The sequence below is a fragment of the Streptomyces sp. BRA346 genome, from assembly GCF_052851135.1.
The window spans coordinates 83,656-100,526 of record NZ_JAIWIH010000005.1 but is presented as its reverse complement, the minus strand read 5'-3'; the positions used below and the strand labels follow the sequence as shown (position 1 = coordinate 100,526).

The window sequence follows — 16,871 nt, the reverse complement described above, 5'->3', positions numbered from 1 at the left end:
TTCCGGGGAACACCCTCTGGAGTCCGCGATGGACCGTCTCCCACAGACCGGCGTCAGCACCACGTCCTCCTCTGATCTCTCCCCCTCCCGGGCCCCGCTCACTACTGTTGCGGTCGTCGGGCTCGGCACGATGGGCACCGGCATCGCCGAAATCCTGGCCCGTGCGGGGCGTCGGGTGATCGGCATCGACATCAGCGAGAGCGCCTGCCGCCGGGCGGTCACCGCACTGGAGGTGGCCACCGCCCGGGCGGTGGGCCGCGGGCGGATGACCGAGCGCGAGCGGACGGCCGCGCTCGACCGCTTCCGCATCTCGACGGAGGTCTCGGCCGCGGCGGACGCGGACCTGGTGGTCGAGGTGGTGCCCGAGGACTACGGCATCAAGCGCGACGTCTTCGCCGCCCTCGACGCCGTCGTCCGGCCCGACACCATCCTGGCGACCGGCACCAACGCCCTGTCGGTGACCCGGCTGGCGGCCGAATCCGCCCACCCCGAACGCGTCCTGGGGCTGCACTTCTTCAATCCGGCGCCCGCCATGAAGCTGGTGGAGATCGTCTCCAGCGTGCTGACGGCGCCCGCCGCCGTCGACGCGGTCACCGCGCTCGCCCGCGATCTCGGCAAGGAGCCGGTCGCGCTCGGCGACCGGCCCGGATTCATCGCCGACGGGCTGCTGTTCGGCTACCTCAACCAGGCCGCGGCGATGTACGAGTCGCGGTACGCGGCCCGCGAGGACATCGACGCCGCGATGAAGCTCGGCTGCGGGCTGCCGATGGGCCCGCTGGCGCTGCTGGACCTGATCGGGATCGATACGGCCCGTACCGTCCTGGAGGCCATGTACGCGGCCTCCGGCGACCGGCTGCACGCGCCCGCGCCGATCCTGGGCCAGCTGGCCGAGGCCGGGCTCACCGGCCGCAAGGCGGGCCGCGGCTTCTATACGTACGAGGCACCCGGCAGCGGCACCGCCGTCCCGGACGGCGCGGCCCCGCAGGCGCCGTCCCCGGACCTGGGCCGTCCGGTGCGCACGGTCGGCGTCGCGGGCTCGGGCACGATGGCCAGCGGTATCGCCGAGGTCTTCGCCAAGGCGGGCCACGAGGTGGTGCTGGCCGCCCGTACCCAGGAGAAGGCGGAGACGGCGAAGGCCCGTATCGCCAAGTCGCTGGCGCGATCGGTGACCAAGGGGCGGATGACGGAGAAGGTGCGGGAGCGGGCGCTGGCCCGGATCACCCCGGCCGACTCCCTCGACGCGTTCGCGGACGCGGACCTCGTGGTGGAGGCGGTGGCCGAGGACCTGGCCGTCAAGCAGGAGCTGTTCACCGTGCTCGACAAGGTCTGCAAGCCGGGCGCGGTGCTCGCCACCACCACCTCCTCGCTGCCGGTCATCGCGTGCGCCCGCGCCACGTCGCGCCCGCAGGACGTGATCGGCATGCACTTCTTCAACCCGGCCCCCGCGATGAAGCTGGTCGAGGTGGTGCGCACCGTGCTGACCTCGGACGAGGCGCGGGCCACCGTGCACACCGTGTGCCGGGAGGTCGGCAAGCACCCCGTGGACTGCGGCGACCGGGCCGGGTTCATCGTCAACGCCCTGCTGTTCCCGTATCTGAACAACGCGGTGAAGATGGTCCAGGAGCACTACGCGTCGCCCGATGACATCGACGCCGCGATGAAGCTCGGCGGCGGCTATCCGATGGGCCCCTTCGAGCTGCTGGACGTGGTCGGGCTGGACGTCTCGCTGGCCATCGAGAAGGTCCTGCACCGCGCCTTCCGCGACCCGGGCCTGGCGCCCGCGCCGCTGCTGGAACACCTCGTCGCGGCGGGCTGCCTGGGCCGCAAGACGGGGCGCGGCTTCCGCGAGTATGCGAAGGCCTGAGCATCCGCTGGGCTGGGGCGGACTGCTGGAACCGTCCTTCGGTCCGCCCCCGCACCAGCACTCACAAGCGTGTTACGTTCCCCACATGTCCCAGCCCGTAAAGGCCACTCGTACGCAGCGTAACCGCTCGAATTCCTCCGACGGCGGAGAGACGGCCGGCAGTCGCCGCGCCGCCGCCCAGCGCTTGACCATGCGCCGCAAACTCGCGGCAGCCGCCATGGAGTTGTTCGCGACACAGGGGTACGAGGCGACCACGGTCGACGAGATCGCGGCCAGAGCGGGCGTGGCCCGACGCACCTTTTTCCGCCATTTCCGGTCCAAGGAAGAGGCGATCTTCCCGGACCACGACGACACGCTGGTGCGGGCCGCCGCGGTGCTGGACGCGGCACCGGCCCATGAGAACCCGCTGGACACGGTGTGCCGGGGCATCAAGGAGGTCATGCGCATGTACGCGGCCTCCCCGGCGGTCTCCGTCGAGCGCTACCGGCTGACCCGTGAGGTCCCCGCCCTGCGCGAGCGCGAGATCGCCTCGGTGGCCCGCTACGAGCGGCTGTTCACCCGCTACCTCCTGGGCCACTTCGACGAGGGCGCCCACCACGACGGCGACGACGACCCCCTGCTGGCCGAGGTCGCCGCCTCCGCCGTGGTCACGGCCCACAACCACGTACTGCGCCGCTGGCTGCGGGCTCGGGGCGAGGGCGACGTCGAGGCCCAGCTGGACCACGCCTTCGCCATCGTGCGCGAAACCTTCGGCACGGGCATCGGCGCGGGCCGCCCCGCGGTGAGCGTGTCCACACCGTCCGAGGAGGAGGACGTGATGGTGATGGTGGCCCGCACGGACGCCCCGCTGGGCGAGGTCATGCGGACGATCGAACGAGCCCTGAAGCGGTAGCTCCGGCGGAGCGGCAAGTCCCCCACCCCGCCCCTCCCCACCCCGGGGCTCCGCCCCGGACCCCGGTCCTCAAGCGCCGGACGGGCTGGATTTCCAGCCCGTCCGGCGCTTGAGAACCCACGCCCGGAGGGCGCGCGGAGCCCGGACGCAGCCCTGGCCCGGAGCTCAGAGGCTCAGCCCCGAATCCGCCGACCGGGCCGAGCCCTCAGCCGGAGCCAAGCGCGCAGCCCGCGGATCCGGACCGGTCCCTCAGCCGGGCCCAAGGGCGCAGCCCCTGGGACGGGGGGTCGGGGGCGCAGCCCCGAAGTCGGTGCCCAGGGGCGCAGCCACCGCAGCGGGGGTCCGGGGGCGCAGCCCCTGGGTTCGGGGAGGGGCGGGGTGGGGTGGGGAACAAAAGGCCCCTAGTTCGCCGGGGTGAAGCGGGCCGCGTAGCCGCCGTTCTTCGGGACGGGCACCGAGAGGCGGGACGATGCCGTGACCTCGCGGGTTTCGGTGACGATCTTGCCGTCCGGGCCGTCCTTGTACAGCTCGGCCCGCCACGTCCCGCGGCCCAGGAACGTCAGCGGCTCGTCCAGGGTGCGGGCCTCGCCCGAGGTGATCGCGCCCAGGTACCAGTCGTCGCCGGAGCGGCGGGCGAGGACCGCGCGGTCGCCCGGGTCGCCGTCGACGAGCTGGGTGTCGTCCCACACCGTGGGCACCTGGTCCAGGAACTTCAGCGCCTCCGGGTGCGCCGCGTACGACTCGACGCTGTCGGCGAAGTGCTGCACCCCCGACTCGTACACCACGGACAGCGCCAGCTCGGCGGCGTCGCTATTGGGCCGCACCCCGGTGAAGGTCACGGGGGTGAAGTCCATGGGCCCGATGAGGTTCCGGGTGAACGGCAGCGTCGTGTAGTGGGCGGCCGGGAAGGGCTCGCGGCCCGGCTTGGGGCGGGTGCCCTCGGCGCCCTTGACCGCCTCGACGCTCATCATCTGCGGCCAGGTCCGCTCCTGCCCGCGCGGAATCGTCGCGCCGTGGAAGTTCAGCATCAGCCGGTGCTTGGCGCTGTCCTTGAACACGGCGTCGTACCACCGCATCCGGTCCTGCCCGTCGGACTCCAGGAAGTCGACCTTGAGCCCGACGACGCCCCAGGACGTGTACTGCGCGAACAGCCGGTCCCGTTCGCTCTGCTGGTCGATGGTCTGCCAGCGCACCCAGGCCCAGATGCCGACGCCCTTCTCCTTCGCGTACGCCGTCAGTTCGGGCATCCAGTCGTTGCTCCAGCCGGAGTCGACCAGGACGTACTCCCAGCCCTCCCGGGCGGCGAAGTCGACGAACTTCTTCTGGGCGGCGAGGCCGGCCGGGCTGCTGCCGTCCGACCACCAGGACCAGGCCGCCTTGCCCGGCTTGATCCATGAGGTGTCGGCGACCTTCGACGGGGCGGCGAGGTCGGTGGGCAGGTCGCTTTCGGTGACGGTGGCGAGGTCGCCGATGACCAGGGTGCGCCACGGGGTGGTGAGTCCGGGGCTGCTGACCTCGGCGGGGTCGGGGAGGGTGAGGCGGAAGCGGTCGGTGGCGGCGTCGAGGGTGAGCCGGGAGCCGCCGTAGGAGCTGTTGAGGTCGGCTTCCTCGACCAGCATCCAGCTCTTGCCGATGTGGAACAGCGACGGGTAGCCGTAGTCGCCCGCCTCGGCGTCGGCGACGCTCCCGCGGTCGTGGACGGACTCGTAGTCCGAGCGCCCGTTGTCGTACGGCAGCAGATACGAATCGGCGGTCGGCGGCACGGCGAACTCCGAGTCCTCGCCGAGCACGGTGACGGTGTCCTTGCCCGGCAGGGCGTAGCGGTACGCCAGTCCGTCGGCCGAGACGCGGACGATCACCTTCAGCGTGCGTCCGTCCTTGCGGAAGGTGAAGGTCGACTCGGAGGCATCGGAGGTGTGCCGGGTCCGGCGGCCGGTGGTGGTCGTGTACGTCTCGTGGATGGCGCGGTCGCTGCGCCCCGCGAACCGCAAGCCCTTTCCGTAGTCGGTGTCGGCGGTGCGGATGCCGAGCGCGGAGGGTTGCAGGACGGTGGTGGAGCCGTGCCGGGCGGTGAGGGTGAGGCCGCCGTCGCGGGTGAGACCGAGCTGCCCGCTGACCTGGCCCTGCCCGGTGAGCCGCCAGCTGCGCCCCTCCGATCCATCCGCCTGACCTGCGGCTTCGGCGTGGAGTGGTACGAGGGCGGCCGCCGTGCAGGCGATGCCCGCCGCGGCTCTGGTGACCCTGGACCGAATGACGCGCATCGTTCCCTCCCGCGGGACATGTGGCGATATGACGGCGTGACGGCAGAGCAATACATCAGATCTATCCGGTGCCTTGACGCATCATTAGTCGCTTCCTACGCTCCCGTCTAGCCAAATCATCGGACCAATCTCGACGTCTTCTCGGACGGAGCTGATCGACGATGGCAGTGAGCAGACGCGGTTTCCTGGGCCGGGTGGCCGCCGGCGCGGCCGCGGGGTCGACGGCAGGGGTGGCCCTCCCCGCACCGGAAGCGGAGGCGGCCGGAAGCGGGCCTTCCGTGGTCCTGAGCGGCATGCGGACGGACTCGGAATGGCAGCGCTTTCTCTCCGGGCAGGACCTGGTCTGGAAGCGGATGCCGCGCACGTGGTACGAGGGCCCGTTCCTGGGCAACGGCCTGCTCGGCTCGATGGTCTACCAGGAGCCCGGCGAGAACGCCCTGCGCTTCACCGTCCACCACGGGGAGGTCCAGGACCACCGCCCCACCCAGGGCGGCAGCGACTGGGGCGTGGCGCGGTTACCGGTCGGCAATCTGCTGCTGCGCCCGGTCGGGAAGATCACCGGCGTCGATCTGCGGCTCGACCTGTGGGACGCCGAGGTGCGCGGCACGATCACCACCGACAAGGGCCGTCTCACCCTCCGCGCGCTGGTCCACAACGACCGGACGATGCTGCTGGCGACCGTCGAGGCGAGCGCGGGCGAGGAGGGGTTCCGCTGGGAGTTCCGCCCCTCCCCCGCCGTCAGCCCGCGCATCGTCCGCGAGGACCCGCCGAAGGGATTCGAGCCCAACCCGAAGCCGGTCAGCCGCACCGAGGGCGGGCTCGGCATCACCGTGCAGTCCATGGTGGCGGGCGGGCAGACGGTGACCGCGTACAAGGAGCGCGGAAAGGGCCGGGAGCGTACGTACTACCTGTGCGTGGCGCACTCGTACCCGGGCCTGGACGCCGAGGGCCGGGCCGTCACGACGGTCCGCAAGGCGTCCGCGCTGCCGGTCTCCAGCCTGCTGCGCCCGCACCGCGACTGGTGGCACCGGTTCTACCGCAAGAGCTTCCTGTCGGTCCCGGACGCGATGCTCCAGAGCTTCTACTGGATCCAGCTCTACAAGCTCGCGTGCGCGGCCCGGGAGCACGCCCCCGTGATGGCCACCACCGGCCCCTGGGTGGAGCCGACCCCCTGGCCGGGGGTGTGGTGGAACCTCAACGTCCAGCTGGAGTACTGGCCGGTGCTGGGCTCCAACCACCTGGAGCTGGACGCGATTCCGCGCACCCTCGCCGAGAACACCGACGTCCTGATCAGCGCCCTCAAACCGGAGTACCGTGCCGACTCGGCCGCGCTGCGCCGCTCCACCGACGCACAGTGCGAGGACAACGGCACGGTGCCGGTCCCGGGCGTCGGCGACCAGGCGGAGGTCGGCAACCTCCCCTGGGCGCTGCACAACGTGTGGCTCCACTACCGGCATTCGATGGACCGGGGCCTGCTGGAGGACGTGCTCTATCCGCTGCTGCGCCGCTCCACCAACTACTACCTGCACTTCCTCACCGAGGGCCCGGACGGCAAGCTGCACCTGCCCAAGACCTTCTCGCCCGAGTACGGCCCGGCCCCGGACTGCAACTACGACCTGGCGCTGCTGCGCTGGTCGTGCCGGACGCTGCTGGAATCGGCCGAACTGCTGGGCCAAGACGATCCGCTGGCGCCCAAGTGGCGAGAGGTGCTGGACAAGCTCGTCCCGTACCCGGTGGACGAGAACGGCTTCATGGTCGGCACCGGCGTCCCGTTCGCCAAGTCGCACCGCCACTACTCGCACATGCTCTCCGTCTACCCGCTCTACCTGGTCAACTGGGACCAGAAGGAGAACCGCGACCTGATCACCCGCTCGCTGGAGCACTGGATCGGCTTCGAGGGCGCCCTGCGCGGCTACAGCTTCTCCGGCGCGGCCTCGATCTCGACCCAGATGGGGCGGGGCGACGACGCGCTGACGTATCTGCGCGAGCTGGTGGCGCGCTTCATCCAGCCCAATACGCACTACTACGAGGCGGGTCCGGTGATCGAGACCCCGCTGTCGGGCGCGCAGGCCATGCACGACATGCTCTGCCAGAGCTGGGGCGGGATCATCCGCTTCTTCCCCGGGGTGCCGGGTGAGTGGAAGGACGTGGCGCTGCACGACTTCCGCACCGAGGGCGCGTTCCTGGTCAGCGGAGTGCGCACGGGCGGCAGGACGTGTTGGGTGCGGGTGCGGAGCCTGGCCGGGGAGCCGTGCCGGGTGCGGCACTCGCTGACCGGGCGGATCAGGGTCGCCGGGGTGCGCGGCCCGGCCCCGAAGTGGCGCGACCTCGGAGACGGCGTGATCGAGATCGACCTGGGCCGGGACGAGGAGGCGGTGGTGTACCCGGCCGCGGGGCCGCGCCCGGACTTCCGGATCGCCCCGGTGAAGGTGACCGAGCCCGCCGACCGGTGGGGGCTGCCGGAGCTGCCGCAGACGGGCCAGGGCATCCAGGTGGACCTGGTGGGGGTCTTCGACAACGACGCCATCACCACCGAGATGTACTACGGCGACGGGGACTTCGACGGTACGGGGCGCACGTACCCGATGGCGCAGCTCCCGCAGACCGGGCAGACCGAGGACGACGGGATCACGTTCGCGTTCACCAACGGCAGCGAGGGCTCCCACAACAACGTGATCGCGGCGGGCCAGGAGATCGACGTTCCGGCGGGCGGCTACGCGAAGCTCCATGTGCTGGGCGCGGGCGACACCGGGAACGTGACGATCCCGGCGGTGGCCACGTACGCGGACGGCTCGACCGCGAAGGCGGACATCCGGCTGACGGCGTGGCTGTCGGGTCCGGCGTACGGGGAGACCGAGGCGGTGCGGACCAGCCAGATCCACGCCCGCGGCGGACCGGTGGGCACCAAGGCGGCGATCTTCCACCAGACGGTGGCCCTGGACCCGGCCAAGGAGCTGTCCTCGATCACCCTGACCGCACCCGCCTCGGGCACCGCACGCGCCCACGTCTTCGCACTGACCCTGGAGAAGAAGAGCTAAATCACCAAAACCACACAACCGAACACCACCCGCAACGGCCGCCCCTCCCAGGGCGGCCGTTTCTTGCTCATGCGTGCAGCCGAGATGACAACTGAGAGAAATTGTTGGCACTCAGTGTCTTGCGAGGTGGCACACCGTGCCATACGGTGAAGGTGTCCGGGCGGCCGGCGCGCTGCACACCTCGCGCGTCGGCTGTCCCCGCAAGCCGCCTTGCGCGCCCGGACACCGCCTGCGTCACCAGGCGGGCCCACGGCGCTCACCCGCGCCCCACGGCCGAAGAACCTCCGCCGAACCGACGGCACAGCAGCAGCCAGCCAGCAGCTTTCACCCCCGTCACGAGCCCAGCGTTCCCTCAGGCGTCCCCTCGTGGACGCTTCGCCGGAGGCACCGATGAACGAGATACTTGACGCGATCCTGGCGTCGGACACCAGCCCCCAGGACTTCGCCGCCCTGCGCGTCCCCGAGTCGTACCGCGCGGTGACCGTGCGCAAGGACGAGGCCGAGATGTTCGCCGGCCTCACCACCAAGGAGAAGGACCCCCGTAAGTCGCTGCACGTGGACGAGGTCCCGGTGCCCGAACTCGGCCCCGGCGAGGCCCTGGTGGCCGTCATGGCCAGCTCGGTCAACTACAACTCCGTGTGGACCTCGATCTTCGAGCCGCTGCCCACCTTCGGCTTCCTGGAGCGGTACGGCAAGCTGTCCCCGCTCGCCAAGCGCCATGACCTGCCGTACCACATCATCGGCTCCGACCTCGCGGGCGTCGTGCTGCGCACCGGCCCCGGCGTGAACGCCTGGCAGCCGGGCGCCGAGGTCGTCGCGCACTGCCTGTCGGTCGAGCTGGAGAGCGCCGACGGCCACAACGACACCATGCTCGACCCCGAGCAGCGCATCTGGGGCTTCGAGACCAACTTCGGCGGGCTCGCCGAGATCGCCCTCGTCAAGACCAACCAGCTCATGCCCAAGCCCGCCCACCTCAGCTGGGAGGAGGCGGCCGCGCCGGGCCTGGTCAACTCGACCGCGTACCGGCAGCTCGTCTCCGGCAACGGCGCCGGGATGAAGCAGGGCGACAACGTCCTGATCTGGGGCGCGAGCGGTGGACTCGGCAGTTACGCCACCCAGTTCGCGCTGGCCGGCGGGGCGAACCCGATCTGCGTCGTCTCCTCCCCGCAGAAGGCCGAGATCTGCCGGAAGATGGGGGCGAAGGCGATCATCGACCGCACCGCCGAGGACTACCGCTTCTGGAAGGACGAGCGCACCCAGGACCCGCGCGAGTGGAAGCGGTTCGGCAAGAAGATCCGCGAACTGACCGGCGGCGAGGACCCGGACATCGTCTTCGAGCACCCGGGCCGGGAGACCTTCGGCGCGAGCGTGTACGTCACCCGCAAGGGCGGCACGATCGTCACCTGCGCCTCGACGTCCGGCTACACCCACGAGTACGACAACCGCTACCTGTGGATGTCACTGAAGCGGATCGTCGGCTCGCACTTCGCCAACTACCGCGAGGCGTGGGAGGCCAACCGCCTCATCGCCAAGGGCAAGATCCACCCGACGCTGTCCAAGACGTACCACCTGGACGAGACCGGCCAGGCCGCGTACGACGTGCACCGCAACCTCCACCAGGGCAAGGTCGGCGTGCTGTGCCTGGCGCCCGAGGAGGGCATGGGCGTGCGCGACCAGGAGATGCGCGACCAGCACATCGACGCCATCAATCGCTTCCGGGACATCTGATGAGTGGCGAACCCCGCCCCAAGGACCGCCCGTGGCTCATGCGGACGTACGCCGGGCACTCCACCGCCGAGGCGTCCAACGAGCTGTACCGGCGCAACCTGGCCAAGGGCCAGACCGGTCTCTCGGTCGCCTTCGACCTGCCCACCCAGACCGGCTACGACCCGGACCACATCCTCGCCCGCGGCGAGGTGGGCCGGGTCGGGGTCCCGGTCTCCCATCTGGGCGACATGCGGCGGCTGTTCCAGGACATCCCGCTGGAGCAGATGAACACCTCCATGACCATCAACGCCACCGCCATGTGGCTGCTGGCGCTGTACCAGGTGGTCGCGGAGGAGCACGGCGCCGATCCGGCGGCGCTCCAGGGGACGACGCAGAACGACATCGTCAAGGAGTACCTGTCGCGCGGGACGCACGTCTTCCCGCCGGGGCCCAGCCTGCGGCTGACCACCGACATGATCGCGTACACGGTCCACCACATCCCCAGGTGGAACCCGATCAACATCTGTAGCTACCACCTCCAGGAGGCCGGGGCCACCCCGGTGCAGGAGATCGCGTACGCCATGTCGACGGCGATCGCCGTCCTCGACGCGGTCTTCGACTCCGGGCAGGTGCCCGAGGAGCGCAAGGGCGATGTGGTGGCCCGGATCTCCTTCTTCGTGAACGCGGGCGTCCGGTTCATCGAGGAGATGTGCAAGATGCGCGCCTTCGGCCGCATCTGGGACCGCATCACCCGGGAGCGGTACGGCATCGAGAACCCCAAGCACCGCCGCTTCCGCTACGGCGTCCAGGTCAACTCGCTCGGGCTGACCGAGGCCCAGCCGGAGAACAACGTCCAGCGCATCGTGCTGGAGATGCTCGCCGTCACCCTCTCCAAGGACGCCCGCGCCCGCGCCGTCCAGCTCCCCGCCTGGAACGAGGCGCTGGGGCTCCCCCGGCCCTGGGACCAGCAGTGGTCGCTGCGCATCCAGCAGGTGCTGGCGCAGGAGAGCGATCTGCTGGAGTACGACGACATCTTCGCGGGCAGCCGCGTCATCGAGGCCGAGGTCAGCGAGCTGACCGGGGAGGCCGAGGCCGAGATCGAGCGCATCCAGGAGATGGGCGGGGCCATGGCCGCCGTCGAGTCCGGCTACCTCAAGGCGCAGCTGGTCGCCTCGCACGCCGCGCGGCGGGCCCGGATCGAGGCGGGCGAGGAGAAGATCGTCGGCGTCAACTGCTACGAGTCCACCGAACCCAATCCGCTCACCGCCGACCTGGACACCGCGATCATGACGGTGGACCCGGCGAACGAGGCCCGGGTGGTCTCCGCCCTGCACGCCTGGCGCGAGCAGCGCGACGCGCACCGCGCCGAGAGCGCCCTCTCGGCGCTCCGCAAGGCCGCCGCGGGCACCGACAACCTGATGACCGCGACGGTGGAGTGCGCCCGCGCCGGGGTCACCACGGGCGAGTGGGCCTGGGCGCTGCGCGATGTGTTCGGCGAGTTCCGGGCCCCCACCGGGGTCGGCGGGGCGCCGCTGGCCGTCACCGCGGAGGCGGGGAGCCAGCTCGCCGCCGTACGGGAGAAGGTCGAGAAGACCGCGGCCGAGCTGGGCGGCGGGCGGCTGCGGCTGCTGGTCGGCAAGCCCGGCCTGGACGGACACAGCAACGGCGCCGAGCAGATCGCCGTACGGGCCCGGGACGCCGGGTTCGAGGTGATCTACCAGGGGATCCGGCTCACTCCTGAGCAGATCGTCATGGCCGCCGTCGACGAGGACGTGCACTGCGTCGGCCTGTCGATCCTCTCCGGCTCGCACGCCGAGCTGGTGCCCGACGTCCTGGAGCGGCTGCGGCTGGCCGGGGCGCAGGACATTCCCGTCATCGTGGGCGGCATCATCCCGGCCGCGGACGCCGCCGCACTGCGCGCCGCGGGTGTCGCCGCCGTCTTCACCCCCAAGGACTTCGGTATCACGGAGATCATCGGCCGTATCGTCGACGAGATCCGTTCCGCGAACACGCTTCCCGCACTGGAGGTTCCCGCATGACCACGCCCGCCCCCGCAGACCGCGTGCTGCGGCCGCGCCGCTCCTGCCTGGCCGTGCCCGGTTCCAATCCGCGCTTCCTGGAGAAGGCCCAGGGCCTCCCGGCCGACCAGGTGTTCCTGGACCTGGAGGACGCGTGCGCGCCGCTGGCCAAGGAGGACGCCCGGCACTCCATCGTCAAGGCGCTGAACGAGGGCGACTGGACCGGCAAGACCCGGACGGTGCGGGTCAACGACTGGACCACCCACTGGACGTACCGGGACGTCATCACGGTCGTCGAGGGCGCGGGCCCCAACCTGGACTGCATCATGCTGCCCAAGGTGCAGGACGCCCAGCAGGTGCAGGCGCTGGACCTGCTGCTCACCCAGATCGAGAAGACGATGGGCTTCGAGGTCGGGCGGATCGGCATCGAGGCGCAGATCGAGAACGCCAAGGGCCTGGTCAACGTCGACGACATCGCCGGTGCCTCGCCCCGGCTGGAGACCATCATCTTCGGCCCGGCCGACTTCATGGCGTCCATCAACATGAAGTCGCTGGTCGTGGGCGAGCAGCCGCCCGGCTACCCGGCGGACGCGTACCACTACATCCTGATGCGCATCCTGATGGCCGCCCGCACCCATGACCTCCAGGCCATCGACGGCCCGTACCTCCAGATCAAGAACCTGGACGGCTACCGCGAGGTGGCCGGGCGCGCGGCGGCGCTCGGCTTCGACGGCAAGTGGGTGCTGCACCCGGGCCAGGTGGAGGCGGCGAACGAGGTCTTCTCGCCGTCGCAGGAGGACTACGACCACGCCGAGCTGATCCTGGACGCGTACGAGTACTGCACGTCCGAGGCGGGCGGCATGAAGGGCTCGGCGATGCTGGGCGACGAGATGATCGACGAGGCCAGCCGCAAGATGGCGCTGGTCATCGCGGGCAAGGGCCGTGCGGCCGGGATGGCCCGCACGTCCACCTTCGAGCCCCCGGAGGCATGAGCACGATGCAGTTCGGCCGCACGTACGAAGAGTTCGCGGTGGGCGACGTCTACCGGCACTGGCCGGGGAAGACGGTCACCGAGTACGACGACCATCTCTTCTGTCTGCTCACCATGAATCATCACCCGCTGCACATGGACAGCAACTACGCCGAGAAGACGACCGATTTCGGCAAGAACGTCGTCGTCGGGAACTACATCTACTCCCTGCTGCTCGGCATGTCCGTTCCGGACGTCTCCGGAAAGGCCATCGCCAACCTGGAGGTCGAGTCGCTGAAGCACGTCGCGCCGACGTTCCACGGCGACACCATCTACGGCGAGACCGAGGTGCTGGACAAGACGCCGTCGAAGTCCAAAACCGACCGCGGAATCGTGTATGTGGAGACGAAGGGCTACAAGCAGGACGGCACCCTCGTGTGCGTCTTCCGGCGCAAGGTGATGGTGCCGACCGCCGCGTACATCAAGGAGCGGGGCGGCGAGCAGCCGGGCCGCCCGGAGCTGGGAGGGCAGTGATATGGGCCGTCTGGCACAGACCGAGGGGCTGACCGACATCCAGCGGGAGATCCTCGCCACGGTCAGGGAGTTTGTCGACAAGGAGATCCTGCCGGTCGCCACCGAGCTGGAGCACCGCGACGAATATCCCACCCGGATCGTCGAGGGCCTGAAGGAGCTGGGCCTCTTCGGGCTCATGATCCCCGAGGAATACGGCGGCCTTGGCGAGTCACTGCTCACGTACGCACTGTGCGTGGAGGAGATCGCGCGCGGCTGGATGAGCGTGTCCGGCATCATCAACACGCACTTCATCGTGGCGTACATGCTGAAGCAGCACGGCACCCAGGAGCAGAAGGACTATTTCCTGCCCAAGATGGCCCTCGGCGAGATCCGCGGCGCCTTCTCGATGTCGGAGCCGGCGCTGGGCTCCGATGTGTCGGCGATCACCAGCAAGGCGGTGCCGGACGGCGACGAGTACGTGCTGACCGGCCAGAAGATGTGGCTGACCAACGGCGGCACGTCCACCCTGGTGGCGGTCCTGTGCCGGACCGGCGACCAGCAGGAGGGCGTCCCCCCGCACAAGTCCATGACGACCTTCCTGGTCGAGAAGGAGCCCGGCTTCGGCGAGGTCCGGCCCGGACTGACCATTCCCGGCAAGATCGAGAAGATGGGCTACAAGGGGGTCGACACCACCGAGCTCATCATGGACGGACTACGCATTCCGGCCGATCGGGTGCTCGGCGGAACGACCAACCGCGGTTTTTACCAAATGATGGACGGAGTGGAGGTCGGCCGGGTCAATGTGGCCGCGCGCGGCTGTGGCGTGGCACAGCGCGCATTCGAGCTGGGCGTTGCGTACGCACAGCAGCGGCATACCTTCGGTAAGCCGATCGCCCAGCACCAGGCCATCCAGTTCAAACTGGCCGAAATGGGAACAAAGGTCGAGGCAGCTCATGCGATGATGGTCAATGCGGCCCGCAAGAAGGACGCGGGTGCGCGCAACGACCTCGAAGCGGGAATGGCGAAGTACCTGGCGTCCGAGTACTGCAAAGAGGTCGTGGAGGACGCCTTCCGCATCCACGGCGGGTACGGCTTCTCCAAGGAATACGAGATCGAGCGCCTCTACCGTGAGGCACCGATGCTTCTCATCGGCGAAGGCACCGCTGAGATTCAGAAAATGATTATTGGACGACGACTACTGGAGGATTACCGAAGCCACGGCTGATGTCCCTTTTGGGGTGGTATCCGAGAGAAGAAGGTCACACCGCGCCATGGGTCTTCGGCCACTGACAAGCCACCGACAGGCCCTGGCGCTTGCCCAGTTACCGCTCGCAACCGATACCATCCGGGAAAGCCGCCGTCCCCAGTCTTGCGTCGCGGCATCCTCCGCTACGAAGGTCATCCATGCCCCACAGCCAATCCTCTGCACAACGCGGCCGCGTCCGCCTCGCGCGCGGAGCGTCGCCGTGGCTCCTCCCGACCGTCGCCACGGCGGCGGTCAGCCTCACCCGCGCCCGTCGCTCCGGACGGTGGGCGGCAGTCGCCGTGCCCGCCACCGCGCTCGCGGCGGGCATGCTGTGGTTCTTCCGCGACCCCGAGAGAGAGATCACTCAGGGCCGCGTCATCTCCCCGGCCGACGGCGTGGTGCAGAGCATCATGCCGTGGAAGGACGGGCGCACCCGCGTCGCGATCTTCATGAGCCCGCTCAACGTGCACGTGAACCGGGCTCCGCTGGCCGGCACCGTGACCTCCGTCGAGCACATCCCGGGCGGCTTCGTTCCCGCGTTCAACAAGGAAAGCGAGAACAACGAGCGGGTCGTCTGGCACTTCGACACCGAGCTGGGCGACATCGAGATGGTCCAGATCGCGGGCGCCGTCGCCCGCCGCATCGTTCCGTACGTGCCGCAGGGCACCAAGGTCGAACAGGGTGAGCGGATCGGTCTCATCCGCTTCGGCTCGCGCGTGGACGTCTACCTTCCCGAGGGCGTCGACGTCGCGGTCGAGGTCGGCCAGGCCACCACCGCGGGGGTGACTCGCCTTGACCGTGATTGATCCCGACACCCCCTGGGTGCCCGAGGCCGAGGTGGACGCCGCCGACGAGACGGACGACATGCCGCTGTCGACCCGGCTGTCGATAGCGGACACCCTGACCCTGGGCAACGCGACGTGCGGCTTCCTGGCGGTCTACTTCACCACCACCGGCGTCCTCATCCCGCACCTCACGGGCAGCGAGGACGGCGGCATGACCCGCCACAGCGCCGCCTCGGCGGTCATGCTCATGCTGCTGGCGTCCGTCTTCGATCTCTTCGACGGGCTCGTCGCGCGGAAGCTGCGCAGCTCGGCCATGGGCGCGGAGCTGGACAACCTCTCCGACCTGATCAGCTTCGGGCTCGCCCCGGCGTACTTCGTCCTCGTCTGGGGCATGGTCGCCGACAGTCCCTACGAGCGGGTCTCGGTGGTGGGCGCGATCGTGGTGCTTCTGGCGGTCGTCCTCCGATTGGCCAGATTCTCCTGCGTCACCCTGCGCGACGGCGTCTTCCAGGGCATGCCGAGCCCCTTCGGGGCGCTCACCGTCGTCTCGGTCGTCCTGCTGGGCCTGCCCTTCGTGCCGACCCTGCTGGCGATCATCGGCGTGGCGTGGCTGATGGTGAGCCGCGTCGAGTACCCCAAGCCGCGCGGCCGCCTCGCCGTGGCCATGCTCGGCTGGATCGTGACCAGCATGGCGCTTCTGGCCGCCTGGGCCTTCGAGGCCCCCGGCGGTGAGCTCCTGCTCCAGTCGGCGTGCGCCCTCCAGGTCGTCATGGGCGCGGTGATCCCCCTCTTCGCCACCGCCCGCCGCGTCAACGCCTTCCGCGACAACCGCCGCGAGGCGAGGGCGGCGCAGCTGCCGTAGCCACACGCGAAACGCCGTGGGCCCCGAGCTTCCCGCTCGGGGCCCACGGCGTTTCCGGGTTGCGGCCGGCGTTACTCCCCGACGTCGAGGATGCGCACCGGCTGCCCCTTCCACCCGTCCGCCGCAGCCGTCGCGACCACCGCCCCGGCAGGGCGCTCAAGCGTTGGCTGAGCCACGTACGCGGTGTGGGCAGCCGCCCAGCCGCCGGCGTCGCGGGCCACCGCCAAGGCGGCGGGCAGGTCGAGGTCGAGGACGGTGAGGCTGGGCAGGGCGGCGATGTGCTCCGCCGTTCCAGGGCGGGCCCGGTCCGCCTCCACAAGGGCACAGGCCGGGGCGTAGAGGAACCAGCCCGGTTCGGCGTGAGCACGGTGGATCAGCCGCGAGAGCAGGACATTGCCGCGCCCGGCGGCCACCATGGCCGTGTCGTCCAGCACGACGTGCAGAGCTTCGGTCACCGGGCGTCCGCCTCGGCGAGACGCCGGTCCAGCTCGGCGTCCAGATCGGCCACCTCGGCTTCGCTGGGGTTGTAGCCGTTCCACCCCTGTAGCACGGCGCGAGCTTGCTCAGCGCGCTCTGCCCGCTCGGCGGGGGTGAGCAGGGTGTCGGCGAGGCGGGCCAGATACGCCCGCAGGGAAAGCCCTTCCGAAGCCGCTATCTCGGCCAGCCGATCTCGTGCCTCGGTGGGAATTCGGACATTGGCATCGGACACGGTGAT

Annotated in this window: 13 protein-coding genes; 10 read left to right on the top strand and 3 right to left on the bottom strand. The window is 70.1% G+C overall.

The window, feature by feature from the left end; translation table 11 throughout:
* Positions 1 to 28: 28 nt before the first annotated feature.
* Together LCH29_RS07290 and LCH29_RS07285 are read left to right on the top strand one after the other, a co-directional pair.
* Entirely contained in the window at positions 29 to 1,864 is a 1,836-nt protein-coding gene (locus LCH29_RS07290) for a 3-hydroxyacyl-CoA dehydrogenase family protein (protein ID WP_446460869.1), read from the top strand.
* 85 nt (positions 1,865 to 1,949) lie between these two features.
* Complete coding sequence (locus LCH29_RS07285) at positions 1,950 to 2,756, top strand: TetR family transcriptional regulator (RefSeq protein ID WP_446460868.1); 807 nt, start codon at positions 1,950 to 1,952, stop codon at positions 2,754 to 2,756.
* Positions 2,757 to 3,157: 401 nt separating this feature from the next.
* Here the strand turns inward: LCH29_RS07285 and LCH29_RS07280 are convergent, their stop codons facing one another.
* Positions 3,158 to 5,017, bottom strand: coding sequence for a glycoside hydrolase family 97 catalytic domain-containing protein (locus LCH29_RS07280; protein ID WP_446460867.1), 1,860 nt, complete (start codon positions 5,015 to 5,017; stop codon positions 3,158 to 3,160).
* Between the two features lie 161 nt (positions 5,018 to 5,178).
* On the opposite strand from LCH29_RS07280, the gene LCH29_RS07275 reads away from it, so the two are divergent.
* The 8 genes from LCH29_RS07275 (at position 5,179) to pssA (ending at position 16,156) form a co-directional block, all read left to right on the top strand.
* Positions 5,179 to 8,055, top strand: coding sequence for a glycosyl hydrolase family 95 catalytic domain-containing protein (locus LCH29_RS07275; protein WP_446460866.1), 2,877 nt, complete (start codon positions 5,179 to 5,181; stop codon positions 8,053 to 8,055).
* 390 nt (positions 8,056 to 8,445) lie between these two features.
* Positions 8,446 to 9,783, top strand: a complete 1,338-nt coding sequence (ccrA, locus tag LCH29_RS07270; protein ID WP_123107391.1) for a crotonyl-CoA carboxylase/reductase — start codon at positions 8,446 to 8,448, stop codon at positions 9,781 to 9,783.
* Positions 9,783 to 11,801 carry a protein meaA gene (locus LCH29_RS07265; protein ID WP_446460865.1) on the top strand — a complete coding sequence of 673 codons (2,019 nt, stop codon included), beginning with the start codon at positions 9,783 to 9,785 and terminating at the stop codon, positions 11,799 to 11,801. The genes ccrA and LCH29_RS07265 overlap by 1 nt, the downstream gene beginning before the upstream one ends.
* A complete protein-coding gene (locus LCH29_RS07260) occupies positions 11,798 to 12,772 on the top strand; it encodes an HpcH/HpaI aldolase/citrate lyase family protein (protein WP_446460864.1) in 975 nt (324 codons plus the stop codon). Before LCH29_RS07265 ends, LCH29_RS07260 begins: the two co-directional genes overlap by 4 nt.
* 5 nt (positions 12,773 to 12,777) lie before the next feature.
* Entirely contained in the window at positions 12,778 to 13,284 is a 507-nt protein-coding gene (locus tag LCH29_RS07255; RefSeq protein WP_446461275.1) for a MaoC family dehydratase, read from the top strand.
* Between the two features lies 1 nt (position 13,285).
* Positions 13,286 to 14,488 (top strand): acyl-CoA dehydrogenase family protein, encoded by a 1,203-nt coding sequence (locus LCH29_RS07250; protein ID WP_446460863.1) that lies wholly within the window; start codon positions 13,286 to 13,288, stop codon positions 14,486 to 14,488.
* A gap of 179 nt (positions 14,489 to 14,667) precedes the next feature.
* Positions 14,668 to 15,315: a phosphatidylserine decarboxylase gene (locus LCH29_RS07245; protein ID WP_009714172.1), complete on the top strand. Its 648-nt coding sequence runs from the start codon at positions 14,668 to 14,670 to the stop codon at positions 15,313 to 15,315.
* Positions 15,302 to 16,156 carry a CDP-diacylglycerol--serine O-phosphatidyltransferase gene (pssA, locus tag LCH29_RS07240; protein WP_446460862.1) on the top strand — a complete coding sequence of 285 codons (855 nt, stop codon included), beginning with the start codon at positions 15,302 to 15,304 and terminating at the stop codon, positions 16,154 to 16,156. Before LCH29_RS07245 ends, pssA begins: the two co-directional genes overlap by 14 nt.
* 71 nt (positions 16,157 to 16,227) lie before the next feature.
* On the opposite strand, the gene LCH29_RS07235 is transcribed toward pssA, so the two are convergent.
* Positions 16,228 to 16,611 (bottom strand): hypothetical protein, encoded by a 384-nt coding sequence (locus LCH29_RS07235; protein ID WP_446460861.1) that lies wholly within the window; start codon positions 16,609 to 16,611, stop codon positions 16,228 to 16,230.
* Entirely contained in the window at positions 16,608 to 16,865 is a 258-nt protein-coding gene (locus LCH29_RS07230) for a hypothetical protein (protein ID WP_063730730.1), read from the bottom strand. The genes LCH29_RS07235 and LCH29_RS07230 overlap by 4 nt, the downstream gene beginning before the upstream one ends.
* Positions 16,866 to 16,871: the final 6 nt, after the last annotated feature.